Consider the following 18,674-nt stretch of genomic DNA (forward strand, 5'->3'; position numbering starts at 1 on the left):
TAAACGCACCGAAATCACAACGACGACGGCGGCGTTTCGATCAGCTGGCGGCATTCGGTCAGGAATGCCGCCACCTGCGCGCCGTCGGCGACCCGATGATCGAAGGCACAGGTCAAATTCATCGTGGTGCGCACGGCCAGTGCACCGTCGACGACGACGGCCCGCGGGCGCATCGCGCCCATCCCGAGGATCGCCGCTTCGGGATGGTTGATCACCGGCACGCCGTCGTCGATTCCCAGCGCACCGAAGTTGGACACCGTGAAGGTGGAGCCCACCAACTCCGCCGGCTGCACGGTGCCCGCTCGCGCCGTGGCCACCAGATGGTCCAGGGCACTGGCCAGTTCACGCGTGCGCTTGGCCTGGGCATCCCGGATCACCGGAACCAGCAGACCACGCGGCGTGGCGGTGGCGACACCCAAATGCACACTGCGCTGCAGGTGCAACTGCGGACCGTCGGGTCCGTCGACCCAGGTCGAGTTGAGCACCCGGTGCTGCTGCAGGGCCACGACCACCAACCGCAGACTCAACGCGAACGGTGCTAGCTGGAGTTGGTCGCGCAGTTCGAGCAGCCGGGTGCAATCCACCTCGACGCTGGCATGCGCGTCGGGAATGCTACTGCGGGACAGCGCGATCCGCTTGGCCATCACGGCCTGCACGCCGCGCACCGGCAGCACGTCGAAGTCCCCCGCCGAGCGCGACGCGGCCCCCGAGCCCGCCGCTGCGAGCACCGCCTCGCGGCTGATCAGCCCGTCCGGTCCGGGTGCCAGCCGGGTCAGGTCGACCAGCAATTCGGCCGCGAGTTTCCGCACCGACGGTTTGGCCCGTGGGCGCGCCCGAGGTCGGCGGCTGCGGTCACCGTCGGTGTCGACGCCGTAACCGACCAGCACCGGATTTCGCTGCTGCACAGCCGAGTCCGCTTCCGCCGATCCGCTGCGCACCGGCCGCTCGTGCTGTGCTTGCGGCTCGGCCGCGTCGGTGTCGATGCGCACCAGGAGCGCACCGACCGGCAACACCTCCCCCACCACGCCGCCGAGTTCGGCCACCCGACCGGCGTACGGGCTCGGGATCTCGACCTCAGCCTTGGCGGTCTCCAGGGTGCACAGCGTCTGATTGAGTTCGACGACGTCGCCGACCGCAACGCTCCAACTCGACACCATGGCGTCCTCGAGACCCTCCCCCAGATCGGGCACCAGGAAGTCACTCATGGTCAGGTCTCCACACCGCACTCATGGCGCATTGACCGTCCGCTCGACGCTGTCCAGCAGACGATCCACCCCGGGCAGCCACAACTTCTCCAGCCGCGCCGGCGGATACGGCGTGTCGAATCCGGTGACACGTGCCACCGGAGCCTCCAGGTCGTAGAACAGTTCCTCGGAGATCCGGGCTGCCAGCTCCGCACCGAACCCCAAGGTCCGCGGGCCCTCGTGCATCACCACACAACGGCCGGTGCGCAGCACCGACTCCGCGACGGTGTCGAAGTCCAACGGATTCAGCGACCGCAGGTCCACCACCTCGAGACTCCAGCCGTGCTGCTCGGCGGCCAGTTCGGCCGCACTGCACGCCGTCGCCACCAGGGGGCCGTAGGTGATGACCGTGACGTCGGTACCGCTGCGGGCGATCGCCGCGGACCCGATCGGCAACCCCGGTGAGCTGGTGTCTAACGCGCCGCGGCCCCAATAGCGGCGCTTGGGTTCCAGGAAGATCACCGGATCCGGGTCGGCGATCGCGTGCCGCAGCAGCCAGTACGCATCCGACGGCGTGGCCGGCACCACCACCTTCAGCCCCGCGGTGTGCGCCCAGTAGGTCTCGGTGGACTCCGAATGATGCTCGACGGCCCCGATCCCACCGAACGACGGGATCCGCACCGTGACCCCCAGGCCGACATTGCCCCGGGTACGCATGCGGTACTTGGCCAAATGGCTGGCGATCTGGTCGAACGCGGGATAGCTGAAGCCGTCGAATTGCAGTTCCGGCACCGGTACCAAACCCCGCAACGCCATCCCGATCGCGATACCGATGATGCCCGATTCGGCCAGCGGGGTATCGAAACACCTTGTCGGCCCGAATGTTTCGGCCAGACCCTCGGTGATCCGGAACACCCCGCCGAGTGCTGCGACGTCTTCGCCGAACACCAGCACCCGCTCGTCGCCGGCCATCGCGTCGTGCAGAGCGCGGTTGAGTGCCGACACCATGGTCACCGTCGGGGTGGGCGGTACCGGTGTCAGGGCCGGGGGGCGTTCGAAGAGTTGCGTCATCTCAGTTCTCCCTGCCCAATTCGGCGACCAGTTCGGCGCGCTGCGCCGCCAGGGTCGGGGTCGGCTCGGCATAGACCGTGTCGAACATGTCGAGCACGTCGGGATCGGGGGCGCCCACGGTGGCCGCACGCAGGTCAGTACGCAATCGCAGGGCATGTGCCTGCACGCGCTGTTCGAGGCGTTCGGTCCACACCTGGATGCTCTGCAGGTAAGCCCGGTACCGGGTGATCGGGTCCCGCGCCTGCCACGCGTCGAGGTCGGCCTGGGTGCGGTAGCGGGTTGGGTCATCGGAGGTGGTGTGCGGGCCCATCCGGTAAGTCACCGCCTCGATCAGCACCGGGCCGCCGCCGGCGCGGGCGTAGGCCGCGGCGTGGGCCATCACCGCATAGCAGGCCAGCACGTCGTTGCCGTCCACCCGGATCGCCGGCATGCCGTAGGCGTGCGCGCGGTGCGCGATGGACTCCGCGGCCACCTGCCGGTCGGTCGGTACCGAGATGGCCCAGCCGTTGTTCTGCACGTAGAAGACACACGGCGCGCCGAACACGGCCGCCATGTTCAACGCCTCGTGCACGTCACCCGCACTGGTGGCACCGTCGCCGAGAAACGCCACCGTCACCGAATCCTCACCGAGCCGCTGGGCGGCCATGGCCGCACCGACCGCGTGCAGCTGCTGGGTCCCGATCGGGATCGAGATCGGTGCGCAGCATTTGTCGGTGAAACCCAGTCCGCCGTGCCAACTACCGCGCCAGACCGCTGCCATCTGGGCCGTGGTGATACCGCGCACCAGGAACGCGCCGAGTTCGCGGTATTGCGGGAAGAGCCAGTCGGTCTTGTGCAGACCGGCCACCGCACCGATGGTGGCTGCCTCTTGGCCGCGGCAAGACGCGTAGAGCGCGAGTTCGCCTTGGCGCTGCAGGTTGATGAACTCGTCGTCGAGTTCACGGGTGACGACCATCATCTCGTAGAGCCAGCCCAACGTTTCGGGCGGCAGCGCACGGGACAGCCGCGACTCCGGGGTCGGCGCACCGTCGGCGTCGATCAGGCCCAGGGGCGCGAGATGCGGCGGACCCAGTGTCCAGCCGCCGGTCGGCGGTGCCGAAGCAGAACCAGCCATCGCGCCTCCTCAAGGTCGCTGATCGGCATGTATCGCCATCAGACCTATAAGTCAGCTCCAGAGCCGGGCCAGCCGGGCAGCTCCGCTTGTGGCGGTGCTCAGCCGGCGTCCGGATCAGGGCGCAAGCTGAACGATTCGCTCTGCTCGCCGTAGCACTGGTGCATCTACCATTATGCCCTCGAAAGCGAAGGCGCCCCGCTCATCGGCTGCGGCGGCCAGCACGTGTCGCGCCCACTGCACCTGCTCGGCCGACGGCGCATAACCCTCCCGGATCACCGCCACCTGGGTGGGATGCAGGGCCACTTTGATGTCGAAACCGACGGCGACGGCGTCGTCGACCTCACGGCGCAGACCGTCGAGATCCTTGATGTCGATGTAGACCGAGTCCAGCGCCAACTTGCCGAACGCCTTGGCGGCCAGCAGCGACTGTGACCGGACGTGCTGGGCCACCTCGCGGTAACTGCCGTCGGGATAGCGGTTGGCGGTGCCGCCGAGGAACCCGAACAGGTCCTCGGCACCCCAGAACACCCCGAGAGTGTTGGCCGCCGCGGCGGACTCGGTGACCTTGAGCGCACCCAGCGGGGTCTCCACGATGAACACCACGTCCAGCGGCGCCAGGGCGGTGACCTGCTGGGCCGACTCGCATTTGGGCAGCATCACGGTGGTGTACGGGGTGCGTTGCAGCGCTTCGAGATCCAGCCGTTGCTCTTCGGTGTCAGCGGGGTTGATCCGGATCACGGTGCGGTTCGGATCCAGCGGGGTCGAGACGATCGCTTCGCGCGCCGCCGGCTTGTCGCCCGCGCCGTCCTCGAGGTCGAGGATGACGATATCGGCTGCGGCGGCGGCCTTTTCGAACCGCTCCGGTCGGTCGGCCGGGCAGAAGATCCACGCCGGGCCGGCGTTGTCCAACGGCACTTAGCTCTCCTCGCTGGGCTGCTTGCGCATCAAGGCCTTGCGGGTGGCGGTGGCCACCACCTCACCGTGCTGGTTGCGCCCGGTGTGCACGAAGGTCACGATGCCCTCACCGGGACGGCTCTTGGATTCCCGCTTCTCGGTGACGACGGTCTCGGCGTACAGCGTGTCGCCGTGGAACATCGGCTTGGGGAACGCGATGTCGGAGAAGCCGAGGTTGCCCACCGTGGTGCCCTGGGTCATCTGGGTAACCGACAAGCCCACCAGAGTGGCCAGCGTGAACATCGAGTTGACCAGCCGGGCGTTGAACGGCGGCTGGGCATCCGACCAGGCCGCGTCCAGGTGCAGCGCCTGGGTGTTCATCGAGACCGTGGTGAACAGCACGTTGTCGGCCTCGGTGATGGTGCGACCGGGCGCATGCACGTAGCGCACCCCCGGCTCCAACTCCTCGTACCACAGGCCGCGCTGGCGCACCACGCGCTGTTCCGAATCTTCGGCCATGCCTTAAAGTCCCATCTCGCGCGCGATGATCATCAGCTGTACCTCCGTGGTGCCCTCGCCGATTTCGAGGATCTTGCTGTCGCGGTAGTGGCGTGCGACGGCGTATTCGTTCATGAAACCGTAGCCGCCGTGGATCTGGGTGGCGTCGCGGGCGTTGTCCATCGCGGCCTCACTGGCCACCAGCTTGGCCACGGCGGCCTGGGTCTTGAACGGCTTGCCGGCCAACATCAGTGCCGCCGCGTCGTAGTAGGCGGTCCGGGCGGCCTGGGCGCGGGCCTGCATCCGGGCCAGCTTGAACTCGATGGCCTGGTACTTGCCGATCGGCTGACCGAAGGCGCTGCGCTCCTTGGCGTACTTGATGCTCTCGTCGACGCAGCCCTGCGCGGCCCCCACCGACAGCGCCGCAATGGCGATCCGGCCTTCGTCGAGGATACGCAGGAAGTTCGCGTAGCCGCGGCCACGTTCGCCCAGCAGGTTCTCCTCCGGCACCCGCACGTCGTCGAAGCTCAACGGATGGGTGTCGCTGGCGTTCCAGCCGACCTTGTCATAGGCCGGTTCGACGGTGAAGCCGTCGGTCGGCACCGGCACCAGGATCGAGGAGATCTCTTTCTCGCCGGTGACGGCGGTGACCGTCACCAGCTTGGTGATGTCGGTGCCGGAGTTGGTGATGAACTGCTTGCTGCCGTTGATGACCCAGCCCGACCCGTCCAGTTTCGCGGTGGTCTTGGTGGCGCCGGCGTCGCTGCCGCCGCCGGCCTCGGTCAAACCGAACGCGCCCAGTGCCTTGCCGCTGGTCAGCATCGGCAGCCACTCCTGCTTCTGCGCTTCGGTGCCGAACCGGTAGACCGGCATCGCACCCAGCGACACGCCGGCCTCCAGCGTGATGGCCACGCTCTGGTCGACCTTGCCGAGTTCTTCCAGCGCCAGGCACAGCGCGAAGTAGTCGCCGCCCATGCCGCCGTACTCCTCGGGGAACGGCAGACCGAACAGGCCCATCTCGGCCATACCGTCGACCACCTCGTACGGGAAGCTGTGTTCGGCATCATGTTTGGCCGCCACCGGCGCCACCACACTCTGGGCGAAGTCCCGGACCGTCTTGGCCAGTTCTGCATAGTCCTCGGGCAGGTTCCCGGTGGACAGATAATCAGTCATCGGTCGATTCTTTCTGCGTTGCCTTGATTCGGGCCAGCGGTTGGCCCACCTTGACCTGATCGCCCACGGCGACAAGAACTTCCACCTCACCGTCGACCGGTGAGCTCAGCGAGTGCTCCATCTTCATGGCCTCCACGGCGACCACCACGGTCCCGGCCGGCACCTGCGCGCCGGTCTCGACGTTGACCGCGACCACCGCGCCGGGCATCGGGCTGACCAACTCGGCGTCGCCGCTGTGCTCGTCGTCGGGACGGACCGGCGCTTCACGCACCTCGTCGAGCACCGCCACGCCGTGTGGGCCGGCCAGCCAGATCCGGTGATCGTCGGCGGCCACCCGGTAGACGGTGCGCAACCCGGCCAGAGTGACCACCAGTTGGTCATCGGCGAGAGTTGCTGCCAGCGAGCGCCTTTCACCATCTTCGATGACGACGGTGGCCTCGCTCGGGCTGCCGGTGATCCGGACGTGGTCGGTGCGCTCACCGCTGCGCAGCCGCGCCACCACGGCTGCCGCAGCACCCATTCGCCAGCCCGACGGTTGGCTCCACAGATCAGCACCCGAGTCCGCCCAGCGCCGCAGCCACAGGTAGGCCGCGGCCGCGACGAACTCGTCGTCGCCGGCCTTGTCGGGCTGGTAGTCACCGACCCGGCGGTCCAGCAACCCGGTGTCCAGCGCACCGGCGGCCACGTCGGGATCGGCGAGCAGGAAGCGCAGGAAGTCGACGTTGGTGACCACCCCGAGTACCGCGGTGTCGGCCAGCGCGGCATCCAGTCCGCGCAACGCCGCCGCGCGATCCTCGCCGGCCACAATGACTTTAGCCAGCATCGGATCGTAGTCGCTGCCAACCACGGTGCCGGTCTGGATGCCGGAATCCACCCGCACCCGGGGACCGCGGGGTTCGGTCAGGCCCAGCACGGTGCCGCCGGTGGGCAGGAAGCCGTTGCCGGGATCCTCGGCGTAGAGCCGAGCCTCGATAGCGTGCCCCTGCAATTCGATGTCGTCCTGGCTGACGTCGAGCTTCTCGCCGGCCGCGATCCGCACTTGCCACTCCACCAGATCCCAGCCGGTGACCAGCTCGGTGACCGGATGCTCCACCTGCAGGCGGGTGTTCATCTCCATGAAGAAGAACTCGTCCGGCTTCTCGGCCGAGACGATGAACTCGACGGTCCCCGCGCCCACGTAGTCGACGCTGCGGGCGGTGTCGCAGGCCGCCGCGCCGATCCGCGCCCGGGTGGCCGGATCCAGCAGCGCCGAGGGCGCTTCCTCGATCACCTTCTGATGCCTGCGCTGCAGACTGCATTCCCGCTCACCGAGGTGGATCACGTTGCCGTGCCTGTCGGCGAGCACCTGCACCTCGATGTGCCGGGGCCGCAACACGAATCGCTCCAAGAACAGCGTGTCGTCGCCGAACGCGGCAGCCGATTCACGCCGCGCGCCGACCAGCGCGGCCGGCAACTCGGCGGGGTCTTCCACCATCCGCATGCCCTTACCGCCACCGCCGGCCGAGGGCTTGACCAACACCGGGTAGCCGATGTCGTCGGCCGCGGCGATCAGCTCGTCGTCGGTCAGCCCCGGCCGGGCGATGCCGGGCACCACCGGCACACCGAACTCGGTCACGGTGGCCTTGGCGGTGATCTTGTCGCCCATGGTGGCGATTGCCCGCGCCGGCGGTCCGATGAAGACGATGCCGGCCTGTTCCAGCGCGGCGGCGAATTCGGCGTTCTCCGAAAGGAACCCGTAGCCCGGGTGCACAGCTTGGGCGCCGGTACGCCGCGCCGCGTCCACGACGGCGTCGATGTTCAGGTAGCTCTGCCGGGCCGGGGCCGGGCCGAGCAGCACCGCGGTGTCGGCCTCGGCGACGTGCCGGGCGCCGGCGTCGGCCGTGCTGTAGACCGCGACCGAGCGGATGCCCAACTTGCGCAGCGTGCGGATCACGCGCACGGCGATCTCGCCGCGGTTGGCGACCAGGACGGTGTCGAACTTCATCGCAGACATCGCACTCACATCCTGAACACGCCGTAGGACACCGGTTCCACCGGTGCGTTTGCCACTGCCGAAAGGGCAAGCCCGAGCACTGTTCTGGTGTCGGCCGGATCGATCACCCCGTCGTCCCACAGCCGCGCCGTCGAATAGTAGGGGTTGCCCTGGTGCTCGTACTGCGCGCGGATCGGGGCCTTGAAGGCCCCTTCCTCTTCGGCGGACATGTCGCCGCGCACGGTGGCCAGCACCGACGCGGCCTGCTCGCCACCCATCACCGAGATCCGCGCGTTGGGCCACATCCACAGGAACCGCGGCGAATACGCGCGACCGCACATCGAGTAGTTGCCCGCGCCGTAGGATCCGCCGATCACCACGGTGAGTTTGGGCACCCGTGCACAGGCCACCGCGGTGACCATCTTGGCGCCGTGTTTGGCGATGCCGGAAGCCTCGTAGTCGCGGCCCACCATGAACCCCGCGATGTTCTGCAGGAACACCAACGGGACCGTGCGCTTGTCGCACAGCTCGATGAAATGTGCTCCCTTGAGCGCGGATTCACCGAACAGCACGCCGTTGTTGGCGATGATCCCGACCGGATGGCCGTGGATGCGCGCGAAGCCGGTTACCAGCGTGGTGCCGTACTCGGCCTTGAACTCACTGAATTCGCCGCCGTCGACGAGCCGGGTGATCACTTCGTGTACGTCGTAGGGCACCCGGGCGTCGACCGGGACGACGTCGTAGAGCTCGGTTTGATCAGCGATCGCATCGACGGTGGGCGCCACCTCCCACGGTCGGGGTTCGACCGGACCCAGGGTCGACACGATGCGGCGCACAATGCGCAGTGCGTCGCGGTCGTCATGAGCCAGATGGTCGGTGACCCCGGAGGTCTTGGAATGCAGGTCGCCACCACCGAGCTCCTCGGCGGTGACCACCTCGCCGGTGGCCGCCTTCACCAGGGGCGGACCGCCCAGGAAGATGGTGCCCTGGTTGCGGACAATGACTGCCTCGTCGCTCATGGCGGGTACGTAGGCGCCGCCGGCGGTGCAGGATCCGAGCACCGCAGCGATCTGCGCGATGCCCTGCGCGCTCATGGTGGCCTGGTTGTAGAAGATGCGGCCGAAGTGTTCGCGGTCGGGGAACACTTCATCTTGACGGGGCAGGAATGCGCCACCGGAGTCCACCAGGTAGATGCACGGCAGCTTGTTCTGCAGTGCGATCTCTTGGGCCCGTAGATGTTTCTTGACCGTCACTGGGTAGTAGGTGCCGCCCTTGACGGTGGCGTCGTTGGCGACGATCACGCATTCGCGTCCGGACACCCTGCCGATGCCGGCGATCATGCCGGCCCCCGGGCACTCGTCGTCGTACATGCCGTCGGCGGCCAGCGGGGCGATCTCGAGCAGCGGGCTGCCCGGATCCAACAGACCGTCGACCCGGTCGCGCGGCAACAGCTTGCCGCGCGCGACATGGCGCTCGCGGGAGCGCTTCGAGCCGCCGAGCGCTGCGGTAGCCAACTTCTCGCGCAATTGCGCAACCAGCGCGAGGTGATCGTCGCGGTTCTGCGCCGCCGATGCCATCTTTGCCGCCCATCGAATTGAGTTAATGACGACTAACTCATGGTATGTTAGTCACGATTAACCGAGATTGTCCACCCGCATCGGTGTGCGGGGCTGGTGCGGGGCGCAGCCGATCCGCCGGACCCGACGAGCGATGGGAGGCGAGATGATCGCATCCACCGCGCCCGACGGCGCCGATCCCGCCGTCACCCGACGCAGCCGGCAGAAATCCGACCGCCGCACCCAGTTGCTGGCCGCCGCCGAACGCCAGTTCGCCGAGCGCGGCTTTCTCGCGGTGCGACTCGAGGACATCGGCGCGGCTGCCGCAGTCAGTGGCCCGGCGATTTACCGGCACTTCCCCAACAAGGAAGCGCTACTGGTGGAATTGCTGGTCGGGATCAGCACCCGACTGTTGGCCGGCGGTCGCGCGGTGGTCGAGGCGGCAGCCGACCCGCAAGCAGCGCTGGCCGGCCTGGTCGATTTCCATCTCGACTTCACCCTCGGCGAGCCGGATCTGATCCGGATCCAGGACCGCGACCTGGACAACCTGCCGGCCGCTGCGCTGCGTCAGGTGCGGCGCAGTCAGCGGCAATATGTCGAAGTGTGGGTGCGCACGCTGCGTGAGCTCGATCCGGGGCTGGCCGAAGCCGATGCGCGGCTGATGGCGCACGCCGCGTTCGGCCTGATGAACTCCACCCCGTACAGCACGAAGCCGGCCGGCACAGGGCCGACCGGCTCGCGTTCCCGCGTGGTGCTGCGGGCTATGACACTGGCCGCGTTGGCGGCGTTGCGTTAATACCAGACTTTGCGGCCACCGACCGGACGGCCAACCGCACCGAGGATCCACAGCACCGCACCGATCACCAGCAAGATGATGCCGATGGTGTTCAGCAACGGCACGTTGAGTACCCATCCGAGGATGAGCAGGATGATTCCGAGGACGATCATGATGACTCCGATCTCGAGGGACGAACTACTGACAACTGTCGCGGGCTACGGGCTTGGCTGAGGAATGTTGCAGTCCACGACCTTTGGGTTCACACCGGCATAGTTCAACGGCCCAGCCAATACCGTCAGAGCTATAGACCCCGCTGTGGCGCAGTTGGTTTCGGTGGTCTCGAAGTACCCACGTTGATAAGTGGCGAACACTCCGATGAGGAGCCACACCACGACGACGATGCCGATCGCGCGCATCGCAGGCCTCCCTTCGTCCACACATCTGGCGGGAGAAGGTTTACCCGTGCGAGAGCTTCCCAAACATCAGGTTTGCCGGCCGAACGCCGCCGAGAGCCATTCACGCAGTTCGATGGCCAGCTCCACGCGGTTCTCCCGCCGGGCGATCTCGTGGCCGTCGTCCTCGAACAGCCGGTAGCGCACGGTGCGACCGCGGGCCGCCAGCGCCTCGGCCATCTGCTCGGATTCGCTGACCGGCACGTTGGTGTCGTGTGCGCCGTGCACCAGCAGCAGCGGCGCGGTCAACGCATCCACCCGCTGCAACGGTGAAAGCTGCTCCAACAACTCCACGTCGCTGACCGGGTGGCCGTATTTCGGATAGGCCGCCGCGGCGATCCAGGCCTCGGTGTTGCGGTAGAAGCTGTTCAGATCGCTCATGCCGCAGATGCTGGCCCCGGCGGCGAACAGTTCGGGGTGGAAGGTCAGCGCCGCCATGGTCAGGTAGCCGCCGTAGGACCAGCCGCCGCAGGCGATCCGGTCCGGATGTGCGAGGCCGTTGGCGATCAGGTGCTGCACACAGTCGGCGACGTCGTCGATGGCCGCGAACCGCTTCTCCCGGTCGTCGGCATGCATGAACGAGCGGCCGAACCCACCCGAGCCGCGCACATTGGGCGCGAATACCGCGATACCGGCGTTGAGCAGTACCGGGAACACTTCGCTGTAGCCGGGCCGGGACTGCCCCTCGGGCCCGCCGTGCAGGTAGATCAAGGTACCGATCTGCGACACCCCGGCGGGGGGTCGGTAGCGCCAGCCGGTGAACTGCAGACCGTCGCGCGCAGTGACGGTTTCGAGCACCGGATGCTCGGCCAGCGGACCGGACATCGGCACCCGGTCCACCATCTCCCATTCCAGGGTGCGGGTGTCGACCAGTTCGACGGTGCGCGGTTGCGACGGGCTTTCGACGGTCATCGCCACCATCGACCCACCGGCGCTGATCGACAGTTGGGAGGCCACCGAACCGGGGAACGGGATCGGGTCGCTCAACACCCGATCCGGGTACTGCATGATCTGCAATTCGCTGCACCCGTTGAGGTTCCAGAGCATGGCGATGGTGGACAGGTCATCGCTGACCACGAATTCGTCGAGTTCGATGCCGGGCCGCTCGGCCATCACCTGGTAGGTCACACCGTCTTCGGTGGTGATCACCTCGAGCAGCCGGGCGTGGTCGGTGCCGTTGTCGCTGCGGATCAAGGCCCGGACGAAACCCTGGGTGCTGTTGGGGCCGTAGCTCTTTGCCGGGTAGTACAGCTGGGTTTCCTCACCGTCCGGACCCGAGCGCAACCGGCGCGGACTGTGGTCGTCCAGGATCACGCCGGCGTCGGTGACCGATCCGGGATCGTATGGCAGCAGCGCGATCTCGGTGCGGCCGTGCAGCATCAGCATCTCCCGGTAGCCGCGCGGACCGACCCGGATCAGGGATGCCCCGGCCCAGGAGTCCACCAGTCGCCCCGCGGAGCGCCGGTCCAGCACCACCCGGTTGCCGGTGGCCGGGTCGATCAGACAGGACTGACCGACCCCGTCCGGACCGGTGATGATGGCGGCCACATGGGCACCGTCCCAGGCGATCAGCTCGGCGGTGCCTTGCTCGGTCTCCAGACCGACGCCGTCGATACGCCGCGCGTCGCGGTCGTCGGGGTCGGTGGTGACCACCCAGATCTGGGTGCGTTCACCGCCGTCGGGGGCCAGCTCGCAGGCCAGCCAGTGCCCGTCGGCCGAGTGCAGCACCCGGGTGATCGGACCTTCGATCGGCAACTCGACGTCGCGAGACGAACTGGCCCGCCAGCCGCGCAGGAACCGCTGCACCGCGCGCGGGTAACCACCGTCGTCGACGATGTTGGCGAACGCGGTGGCGTCCGGCGACAGCGACGGTCCGTAGATGGCGCGCACCTGCGGTCCCACCATGACCTCGTTTGAGCCTTTCGGTTCCGTTCCCCACCGGCACGTTACCCAATCTCACCGATTCCTCCGGTGACGCGCCGAAATGACGCTTCGCCACCCAAGCAGGTTTGCCGCGCGGGTAGCCTCGCAACGGTGAGGTTGGCATGAGCGATCCACGGTGGCCCGACGGGTCGGACCCGAACCAGTACGGGCGGCCCCAAACCCCGGGCGAGCAATATCCCTCGTACACCGATCCGGCGTACGCGGGCCAATACTCGTACCCGAGCTACTCCCCGCCACCGAACCCCACCGAGCCGTTGCCGCCGTACTGGACGCAAACCCAATACCCGCAGCCCGAACCCGAACCCGAGAGCCCACCGCCCAGCGGTGGCGGGACGCCGCGCTGGCTGTGGTTGCTGGCCGGGGTGGCGGTGTTGCTGGTGATCGGTCTGGTGATCGCGTTGGTGATCGCCAACAGCGCCGACAAGAGAGACTCCACGCTGGCGCCGCTGCCGTCGGTCACCGAGCCGACCGCACCCACCACGACGCGTGCGCCGACCACCACTACCCGGCGCCCCACGACCACCCGGACCCCGACCACCACGCCGGGTGCCCCGGGGACCACCGAAACATCACCGCCGACGACCACCACCACCGATTCCGACGTGCCGCAAACCGTGGTCTACCGGGTCGAAGGGACCCGGCCTGCGCTGAGCATCACCTACATCGACACCGGCGGGGTGCTGCAGATGGAGTTCAACGTGGCGCTGCCGTGGACCCGGGAGGTGTCGCTGACCCCGCCGGCCTCCGACGCCGCCAGCGTCACCGTCGTCCACATGGGCAGCGAGGTGACGTGCACCGTCACCGTGGACGGCGTCCAGGTCAGTCAACGCTCCGGCCAGGGGCTGACCATCTGTTCGGCGGTCGGCTGAGCCGGCGCGCCGCGCCCCGGCGCTAGTGGTCCGGCGGTTGGTCGGCGGGGCGGCGGCTGCGTGGAACCCGCACCAGCACCATGCCGGTCAGCCCGGCGGCCAGTACCAGCAGGATGCCGCCCAGGCCCGCGCGCACCGTTCCGAACACGTCGACGAAGATCGAGAACAGCCAGGGCGCCAGGAACGACACCGCCCGCCCGGTCATGGTGTACAGACCGAACACCACGCCTTCGCGGCCGAGCGCCGACATCTGCAGCAACAAGGTGCGCGCCGAGGATTGGGTGGGCCCGAGGAATATGCAGAGCAGCAGGCCGCACAACCAGAAGGCACCCGGTCCGGACACGAACAGCATGCTGATGCCGACGGTGATCATCGCGATCAGTGATCCGACGATCACCGGTTTGGATCCGATCCGGTCGTCGATCAGTCCACCCAGCACGGCGCCGACTGCAGCAACCACGCTGGCGACCACCCCGAAGATCAGGATGTCGGCTTCCGAGACGCCGTACACGCTCACGCCGAGCACGGCCCCGAACGCGAACACACCCGCCAAACCGTCCCGGAAGACCGCGCTGGCCAGCAGGTAGTAGACCAGGCTGCGGTCGCGCTGCCACTCGGTCTTGATGTCGGCCCACACCTGCCGGTAGGCGCCGCGCACGCCGACCGTGGTGTGGGTCGGCTCGGCCGGCGGCAGGATGTGGTGCGCGGTGAACAGCAGTGGGGCGGCCAGCACCGCGAACCACACCGCGGTCAGCAGCATCGCCGCCCGCACGTTGACACCGTCGGCGGTGGGCAATCCGAGCAATCCGCGGGTCTCGCCGGAGCCGGCGATGAACCCGGCGTAGATGAGCAACAGCAGCACGACGCTGCCCAGATAACCTGCACCCCAGCCCAATCCCGAGATCCGGCCGGAGGTCTGCGGGGTGGACAACTGTTTGAGCATGGCGTTGTAGGGCACGCTGGCCAGATCGCAGCAGGCCGTGGTGGCGGCCAGTAGCGCCAGACCGGCGAACAGGTAGGCGGAGTCGTCGCGGATCAGCCACATCAGCGCGGTCAGTGCGACGGCGGCCAACGTCAGTGTGGTCAATGCGCGCTGGCGCAGGTGCGGGGCCTGCACCCACACGCCGGTGATCGGGGCCAGCACCGCGACGGTCAGGCCGGCCAACGCCAGCGCCCGGCCCAGCCAGCTGGCCGGTGAGGCGCCGGCCACCAGGCCTTCACCGACCGCCTCGGTCAGATACACCGAGAACACGAACGTCACGACGATCGCGCTCACCCCGGTGGAGCCGGAATCCCACAGTGCCCACGCCAGCACCCGGGACTTGGCCGGGCCAGGTGCGCTCATCCTCGGAACTCTAAGCCGTGCCGATCGCCCGCTGGACCACCGCGCGGCGTTGTCTACGATTGCCGACATGCCTGTACCTGCTCCCAGTCCGGACGCGCGTGCCGTCGTCACCGGCGCCTCCCAGGGCATCGGCGAGGCGTTGGCCACCGAGTTGGCCGCGCGCGGCCACAGCCTGATCGTCACGGCCCGCCGCGGCGAGGTGCTCACCGAGCTGGCCGAACGGCTGACCCAGCGCTACGGCGTCACCGTCGAGGTGCGCGCGGTGGACCTGACCGATACGGCGGCGCGCGACGCGCTGTGCGAGGAGTTGGCCGGACGCAACATCTCGATCCTGTGCAACAACGCCGGGACCGCAACCTTCGGGCCGGTGGCCAAGCTGGATCCGGCCGGCGAGAAGGCGCAGGTGGCACTCAACGCGATCGCGGTGCACGACCTGACCCTGGCGGTGCTGCCGGGCATGATCGCGCGCGGCGCAGGCGGCATCTTGACCTCGGGTTCGGCGGCCGGTAACTCGCCGATCCCGAACAACGCCACCTACGCGGCGTCGAAGGCGTTCGCCAACACCTTCAGCGAGTCGCTGCGTGGTGAACTCAAGGACAGCGGTGTGCACGTGACGCTGTTGGCACCCGGCCCGGTGCGCACCGAGTTGCCCGACGACTCCGAGCGCTCGCTGGTGGAGAAGCTGATCCCGGACTTCTTGTGGATCAACACCGAATACACCGCCCGGCTGTCCCTGGATGCGTTGGACCGCAACCGGATGCGGGTGGTGCCGGGTCTGACGTCGAAGGCGATGTCGGTGGCCGCGGGCTACGCCCCGCGCGCCGTGGTGGCACCGATCGTCGGCGCGGTCTACAAGAAACTGGGCGGCGACTAAGCTGCGATTTCGGTGCGTCTAGGGGCGCTGAGCGCCCCTGCGCGCACCGAAATCGCAAGGGGTTCAGCGGCGTCGGCGGCCGGTGCCGAAGATGCTGCGGGTGATCTCACGGCCGATCACCGTGCCCGCCGAACGCATCGCGCTCTTGAATCCGGGGCTGTCCATCAGCTTGTCGAAGAATCCCGGCTCGGGTTTGGCCACCGGTTCGGGCATCGGCGGCAACTCGATGCCGGTGGGCACCGGAACCTCGTCGGCCGCGGGCGCCTGCTCGGGCGGGGCGATGCTGGCCGTCAACTTCTCGTAGGCCGACTCCCGGTCGATGGTCTGCCCGTAGGTGGCCTGCAGGCCGCTGGCCGCAGCGGCCGCGGCGATGGCGTCGGAACCGATGGTGTCCATCAGCGAACGCGGCGCACGCATCCGGGTCCAGGCCACCGGCGTCGGGGCACCGCGTTCGGAGAGCACCGTGACGACGGCCTCGCCGATCCCGAGCGAGGTCAGCGCCTCTTCGAGGTCATAGACCTCGGTCTTGGGGTAGGTGCGCACGGTCTTGCTCAGCGCCTTCTGGTCATCGGGGGTGAACGCGCGCAGCGCGTGCTGCACCCGCGCACCGAGCTGGGACAGCACGTCGTTGGGCACGTCGGTGGGCAACTGCGTGCAGAAGAACACCCCGACGCCCTTGGAGCGGATCAGCTTGACGGTCTGCTCCACCTGCTGCAGGAACGCCTTGGAGGCATCGCTGAACAACAGGTGCGCCTCGTCGAAGAAGAACACCAGCTTGGGTTTGTCGACGTCGCCGACCTCGGGCAGGAAGGTGAACAGATCGGCCAGCACCCACATCAGGAAGGTGGAGAACATCACCGGCCGGGCCGCTTGATCACCGACCTCGAGCAGGGTGATGATGCCGCGGCCCTGGGCGTCGACGCGCATCAGATCCTCGGGCCGCAGCTCGGGCTCGCCGAAGAAGGTGTCCCCGCCGTCGGCCTCGAGGTTGACCAGGGCGCGCAGGATCACCCCGGCGGTGGCACTGGACACCGCGCCCAGCGCCTTCAGTTCGGGCTTGCCCTCGTCACTGGTGAGGTACTGAATCACCGCGCGCAGATCCTTCAGATCCAGCAGCGGCAGCCCCTTCTGGTCGGCCCAGTGGAAGATCAGGCCCAGCGTGGACTCCTGAGTCTGGTTGAGACCCAACACCTTCGACAGCAGGATCGGACCGAAGCTGGTCACCGTGGCACGCACCGGAACTCCGCTGCCCTCGGTGCCCAGCGACAGGAACTCCACCGGGAAGCCGGTCGGGGCCCAGTCGTCGCCGGTGTCGGTTGCGCGTTCGGTGACCTTGTCGCCTGACTCGCCCGGCTTGGACAGCCCGGACAGATCGCCCTTGATGTCGGCCATCAGCACCGGGACACCGGCTGCCGACAGTTGCTCGGCCATCAGCTGCAGCGACTTGGTCTTGCCGGTTCCGGTGGCCCCGGCGATCAGGCCGTGCCGGTTGACCGTGGCCAACGGGATACGCACCCGAGCCTTGGGGTCGACGGCGCCGTCGACGACCACCGAACCGAGCTCAAGTGCGGCGCCGTCGACCGAATAGCCGCCCGCGATGTGCTGCGCCGGGGTCATCGCGGAGCTTGAGCTGGGGGCTTCTGACGTCACGACGGTGTCCCTCCGGATTCGTTCGGATCGGCGGTTTCGGCAATCCCCGACATTACTTGCCGGCACTGGTGCAGACCGGGTGGCCTACTGTTGATCGCTGTGCGTGAGGAATTGGTGTGGATCGACTGCGAGATGACGGGTCTGAACCTCGGATCGGATCGGCTGATCGAAATCGCGGCCCTGGTCACCGACGCCGAGCTGAATGTGCTCGGTGACGGCATCGACGTGGTGATCCACACCGACGACGCCGCCCTGGATTCGATGATCGATGTGGTCACCAAGATGCACACCCGCTCCGGGTTGATCGAGGAGGTCCGCGCTTCGACGGTGGACCTCGCGACCGCCGAGGCGATGGTGCTCGACTACATCAAGCAGCACGTCAAAGAGGCCAAGGTGGCGCCGCTGTGCGGCAACTCGATTGCCACCGACCGCGGCTTCATCGCCCGCGACATGCCGGCGCTGGACGAGCATCTGCACTACCGGATGATCGACGTCAGTTCGATCAAGGAGCTGTGCCGGCGCTGGTACCCGCGGATCTACTTCGGTCAGCCGGAAAAGGGTCTGGCGCACCGGGCGCTGGCCGACATCCACGAGTCGATCCGGGAGTTGAAGTACTACCGGCAGACCGCGTTCGTTCCCCAGCCTGGGCCTTCTACCAGCGATATCGCTGCCGTCGCGGCCGAATTGGGCCCGCCGACCGAAACCGATTCGGCAGCAGAGCACCCGACCGGCTAAGATCGTCACGCTGCCCGAGGGTTCGCCCGCAGGTAGCGATGGTGGCTGTAGTTCAGTTGGTAGAGCACCAGGTTGTGATCCTGGCTGTCGCGGGTTCGAGTCCCGTCAGCCACCCCGACTGAAACCATCGCCCCACCTGCGCATTCGCAGGTGGGGCGGTGTTCGTTTCCGGGTCGATGCAACGGACCGTGCAATAGCGAATGCCGATCCCGTCGTTTCACCACCTCAGCTCCTCGAACGCTGGCACGCACGCGGCGTCGGACAGCTCAACGCCGGCCACTCCTTGTGCGTCCACCACAACGAGGCCTCATCGTCTCGTCTACACGAGACAAGCCAACGCCGACCCACGCACCCGACACTTATCGGAAATACCGCAGCTTCCGCTCCGCGGAGAATCGAGTCAATATGTCGTCGTACCTTTCCCCCCGCCTGTTCTTTCTGCTCACCGCTGCCCCGGCGCTGATGCCGGCCGAAATCAGCACTGGGCAGGCAGTCGACAAAGGCGCCAAGCGGCTGACGAGGCCGGCGGTCTGACGATTCCTCGCTCCTGCCAGTCCACGGGCGT

Annotated in this window: 17 protein-coding genes and 1 tRNA gene; 5 read left to right on the top strand and 13 right to left on the bottom strand. The window is 67.8% G+C overall.

Annotated elements, in window-relative coordinates:
- Positions 1-14: 14 nt before the first annotated feature.
- From AC5Y3P_RS12390 to AC5Y3P_RS12425, 8 genes are all read right to left on the bottom strand, one after another.
- On the bottom strand, positions 15-1,205 hold the full coding sequence (locus AC5Y3P_RS12390; protein WP_500046190.1) for a dihydrolipoamide acetyltransferase family protein: 1,191 nt from the start codon (positions 1,203-1,205) through the stop codon (positions 15-17).
- A 21-nt stretch (positions 1,206-1,226) separates the two neighbouring features.
- Positions 1,227-2,255, bottom strand: a complete 1,029-nt coding sequence (locus AC5Y3P_RS12395) for an alpha-ketoacid dehydrogenase subunit beta (RefSeq protein ID WP_500046191.1) — start codon at positions 2,253-2,255, stop codon at positions 1,227-1,229.
- Between the two features lies 1 nt (position 2,256).
- On the bottom strand, positions 2,257-3,369 hold the full coding sequence (pdhA, locus tag AC5Y3P_RS12400; RefSeq protein ID WP_500046192.1) for a pyruvate dehydrogenase (acetyl-transferring) E1 component subunit alpha: 1,113 nt from the start codon (positions 3,367-3,369) through the stop codon (positions 2,257-2,259).
- Between the two features lie 114 nt (positions 3,370-3,483).
- Positions 3,484-4,284, bottom strand: coding sequence for an HpcH/HpaI aldolase/citrate lyase family protein (locus AC5Y3P_RS12405; protein ID WP_500046193.1), 801 nt, complete (start codon positions 4,282-4,284; stop codon positions 3,484-3,486).
- Entirely contained in the window at positions 4,285-4,782 is a 498-nt protein-coding gene (locus AC5Y3P_RS12410; RefSeq protein WP_500046194.1) for a MaoC family dehydratase, read from the bottom strand.
- Between the two features lie 3 nt (positions 4,783-4,785).
- Positions 4,786-5,934 carry an acyl-CoA dehydrogenase family protein gene (locus tag AC5Y3P_RS12415; RefSeq protein WP_500046195.1) on the bottom strand — a complete coding sequence of 383 codons (1,149 nt, stop codon included), beginning with the start codon at positions 5,932-5,934 and terminating at the stop codon, positions 4,786-4,788.
- Positions 5,927-7,918: an acetyl/propionyl/methylcrotonyl-CoA carboxylase subunit alpha gene (locus AC5Y3P_RS12420; protein WP_500046196.1), complete on the bottom strand. Its 1,992-nt coding sequence runs from the start codon at positions 7,916-7,918 to the stop codon at positions 5,927-5,929. Before AC5Y3P_RS12420 ends, AC5Y3P_RS12415 begins: the two co-directional genes overlap by 8 nt.
- A gap of 14 nt (positions 7,919-7,932) precedes the next feature.
- Positions 7,933-9,483 (bottom strand): carboxyl transferase domain-containing protein, encoded by a 1,551-nt coding sequence (locus AC5Y3P_RS12425; RefSeq protein WP_500046197.1) that lies wholly within the window; start codon positions 9,481-9,483, stop codon positions 7,933-7,935.
- Between the two features lie 148 nt (positions 9,484-9,631).
- On the opposite strand from AC5Y3P_RS12425, the gene AC5Y3P_RS12430 reads away from it, so the two are divergent.
- Positions 9,632-10,258, top strand: a complete 627-nt coding sequence (locus AC5Y3P_RS12430) for an SACE_7040 family transcriptional regulator (RefSeq protein ID WP_500046237.1) — start codon at positions 9,632-9,634, stop codon at positions 10,256-10,258.
- On the opposite strand, the gene AC5Y3P_RS12435 is transcribed toward AC5Y3P_RS12430, so the two are convergent.
- The 3 genes from AC5Y3P_RS12435 to AC5Y3P_RS12445 form a co-directional block, all read right to left on the bottom strand.
- Complete coding sequence (locus AC5Y3P_RS12435) at positions 10,255-10,410, bottom strand: hypothetical protein (protein WP_500046198.1); 156 nt, start codon at positions 10,408-10,410, stop codon at positions 10,255-10,257. The two genes, AC5Y3P_RS12430 and AC5Y3P_RS12435, sit on opposite strands and share 4 nt — an antisense overlap.
- A gap of 45 nt (positions 10,411-10,455) precedes the next feature.
- Positions 10,456-10,656, bottom strand: a complete 201-nt coding sequence (locus AC5Y3P_RS12440; RefSeq protein ID WP_500046199.1) for a hypothetical protein — start codon at positions 10,654-10,656, stop codon at positions 10,456-10,458.
- 66 nt (positions 10,657-10,722) lie between these two features.
- Complete coding sequence (locus tag AC5Y3P_RS12445) at positions 10,723-12,597, bottom strand: alpha/beta hydrolase family protein (RefSeq protein WP_500046200.1); 1,875 nt, start codon at positions 12,595-12,597, stop codon at positions 10,723-10,725.
- Positions 12,598-12,737: 140 nt separating this feature from the next.
- Here AC5Y3P_RS12445 and AC5Y3P_RS12450 point away from each other — a divergent pair, with 140 nt between their 5' ends.
- Positions 12,738-13,505 carry an MmpS family transport accessory protein gene (locus AC5Y3P_RS12450; protein ID WP_500046201.1) on the top strand — a complete coding sequence of 256 codons (768 nt, stop codon included), beginning with the start codon at positions 12,738-12,740 and terminating at the stop codon, positions 13,503-13,505.
- Between the two features lie 22 nt (positions 13,506-13,527).
- On the opposite strand, the gene AC5Y3P_RS12455 is transcribed toward AC5Y3P_RS12450, so the two are convergent.
- Positions 13,528-14,850 (bottom strand): MFS transporter, encoded by a 1,323-nt coding sequence (locus AC5Y3P_RS12455; RefSeq protein ID WP_500046202.1) that lies wholly within the window; start codon positions 14,848-14,850, stop codon positions 13,528-13,530.
- A 67-nt stretch (positions 14,851-14,917) separates the two neighbouring features.
- On the opposite strand from AC5Y3P_RS12455, the gene cmrA reads away from it, so the two are divergent.
- The gene (gene cmrA, locus AC5Y3P_RS12460; protein WP_500046203.1) at positions 14,918-15,724 is read left to right on the top strand and encodes a mycolate reductase; all 807 of its coding nucleotides are present in this window, start codon (positions 14,918-14,920) and stop codon (positions 15,722-15,724) included.
- Between the two features lie 63 nt (positions 15,725-15,787).
- On the opposite strand, the gene AC5Y3P_RS12465 is transcribed toward cmrA, so the two are convergent.
- Complete coding sequence (locus AC5Y3P_RS12465) at positions 15,788-17,341, bottom strand: helicase HerA-like domain-containing protein (RefSeq protein WP_500046238.1); 1,554 nt, start codon at positions 17,339-17,341, stop codon at positions 15,788-15,790.
- 132 nt (positions 17,342-17,473) lie between these two features.
- On the opposite strand from AC5Y3P_RS12465, the gene orn reads away from it, so the two are divergent.
- On the top strand, positions 17,474-18,109 hold the full coding sequence (orn, locus tag AC5Y3P_RS12470; protein WP_500046204.1) for an oligoribonuclease: 636 nt from the start codon (positions 17,474-17,476) through the stop codon (positions 18,107-18,109).
- A gap of 41 nt (positions 18,110-18,150) precedes the next feature.
- Positions 18,151-18,223: transfer RNA gene (locus tag AC5Y3P_RS12475), tRNA-His, on the top strand.
- Positions 18,224-18,674: the final 451 nt, after the last annotated feature.

It is taken from the genome of Mycobacterium sp. NGS45 (assembly GCF_059812645.1).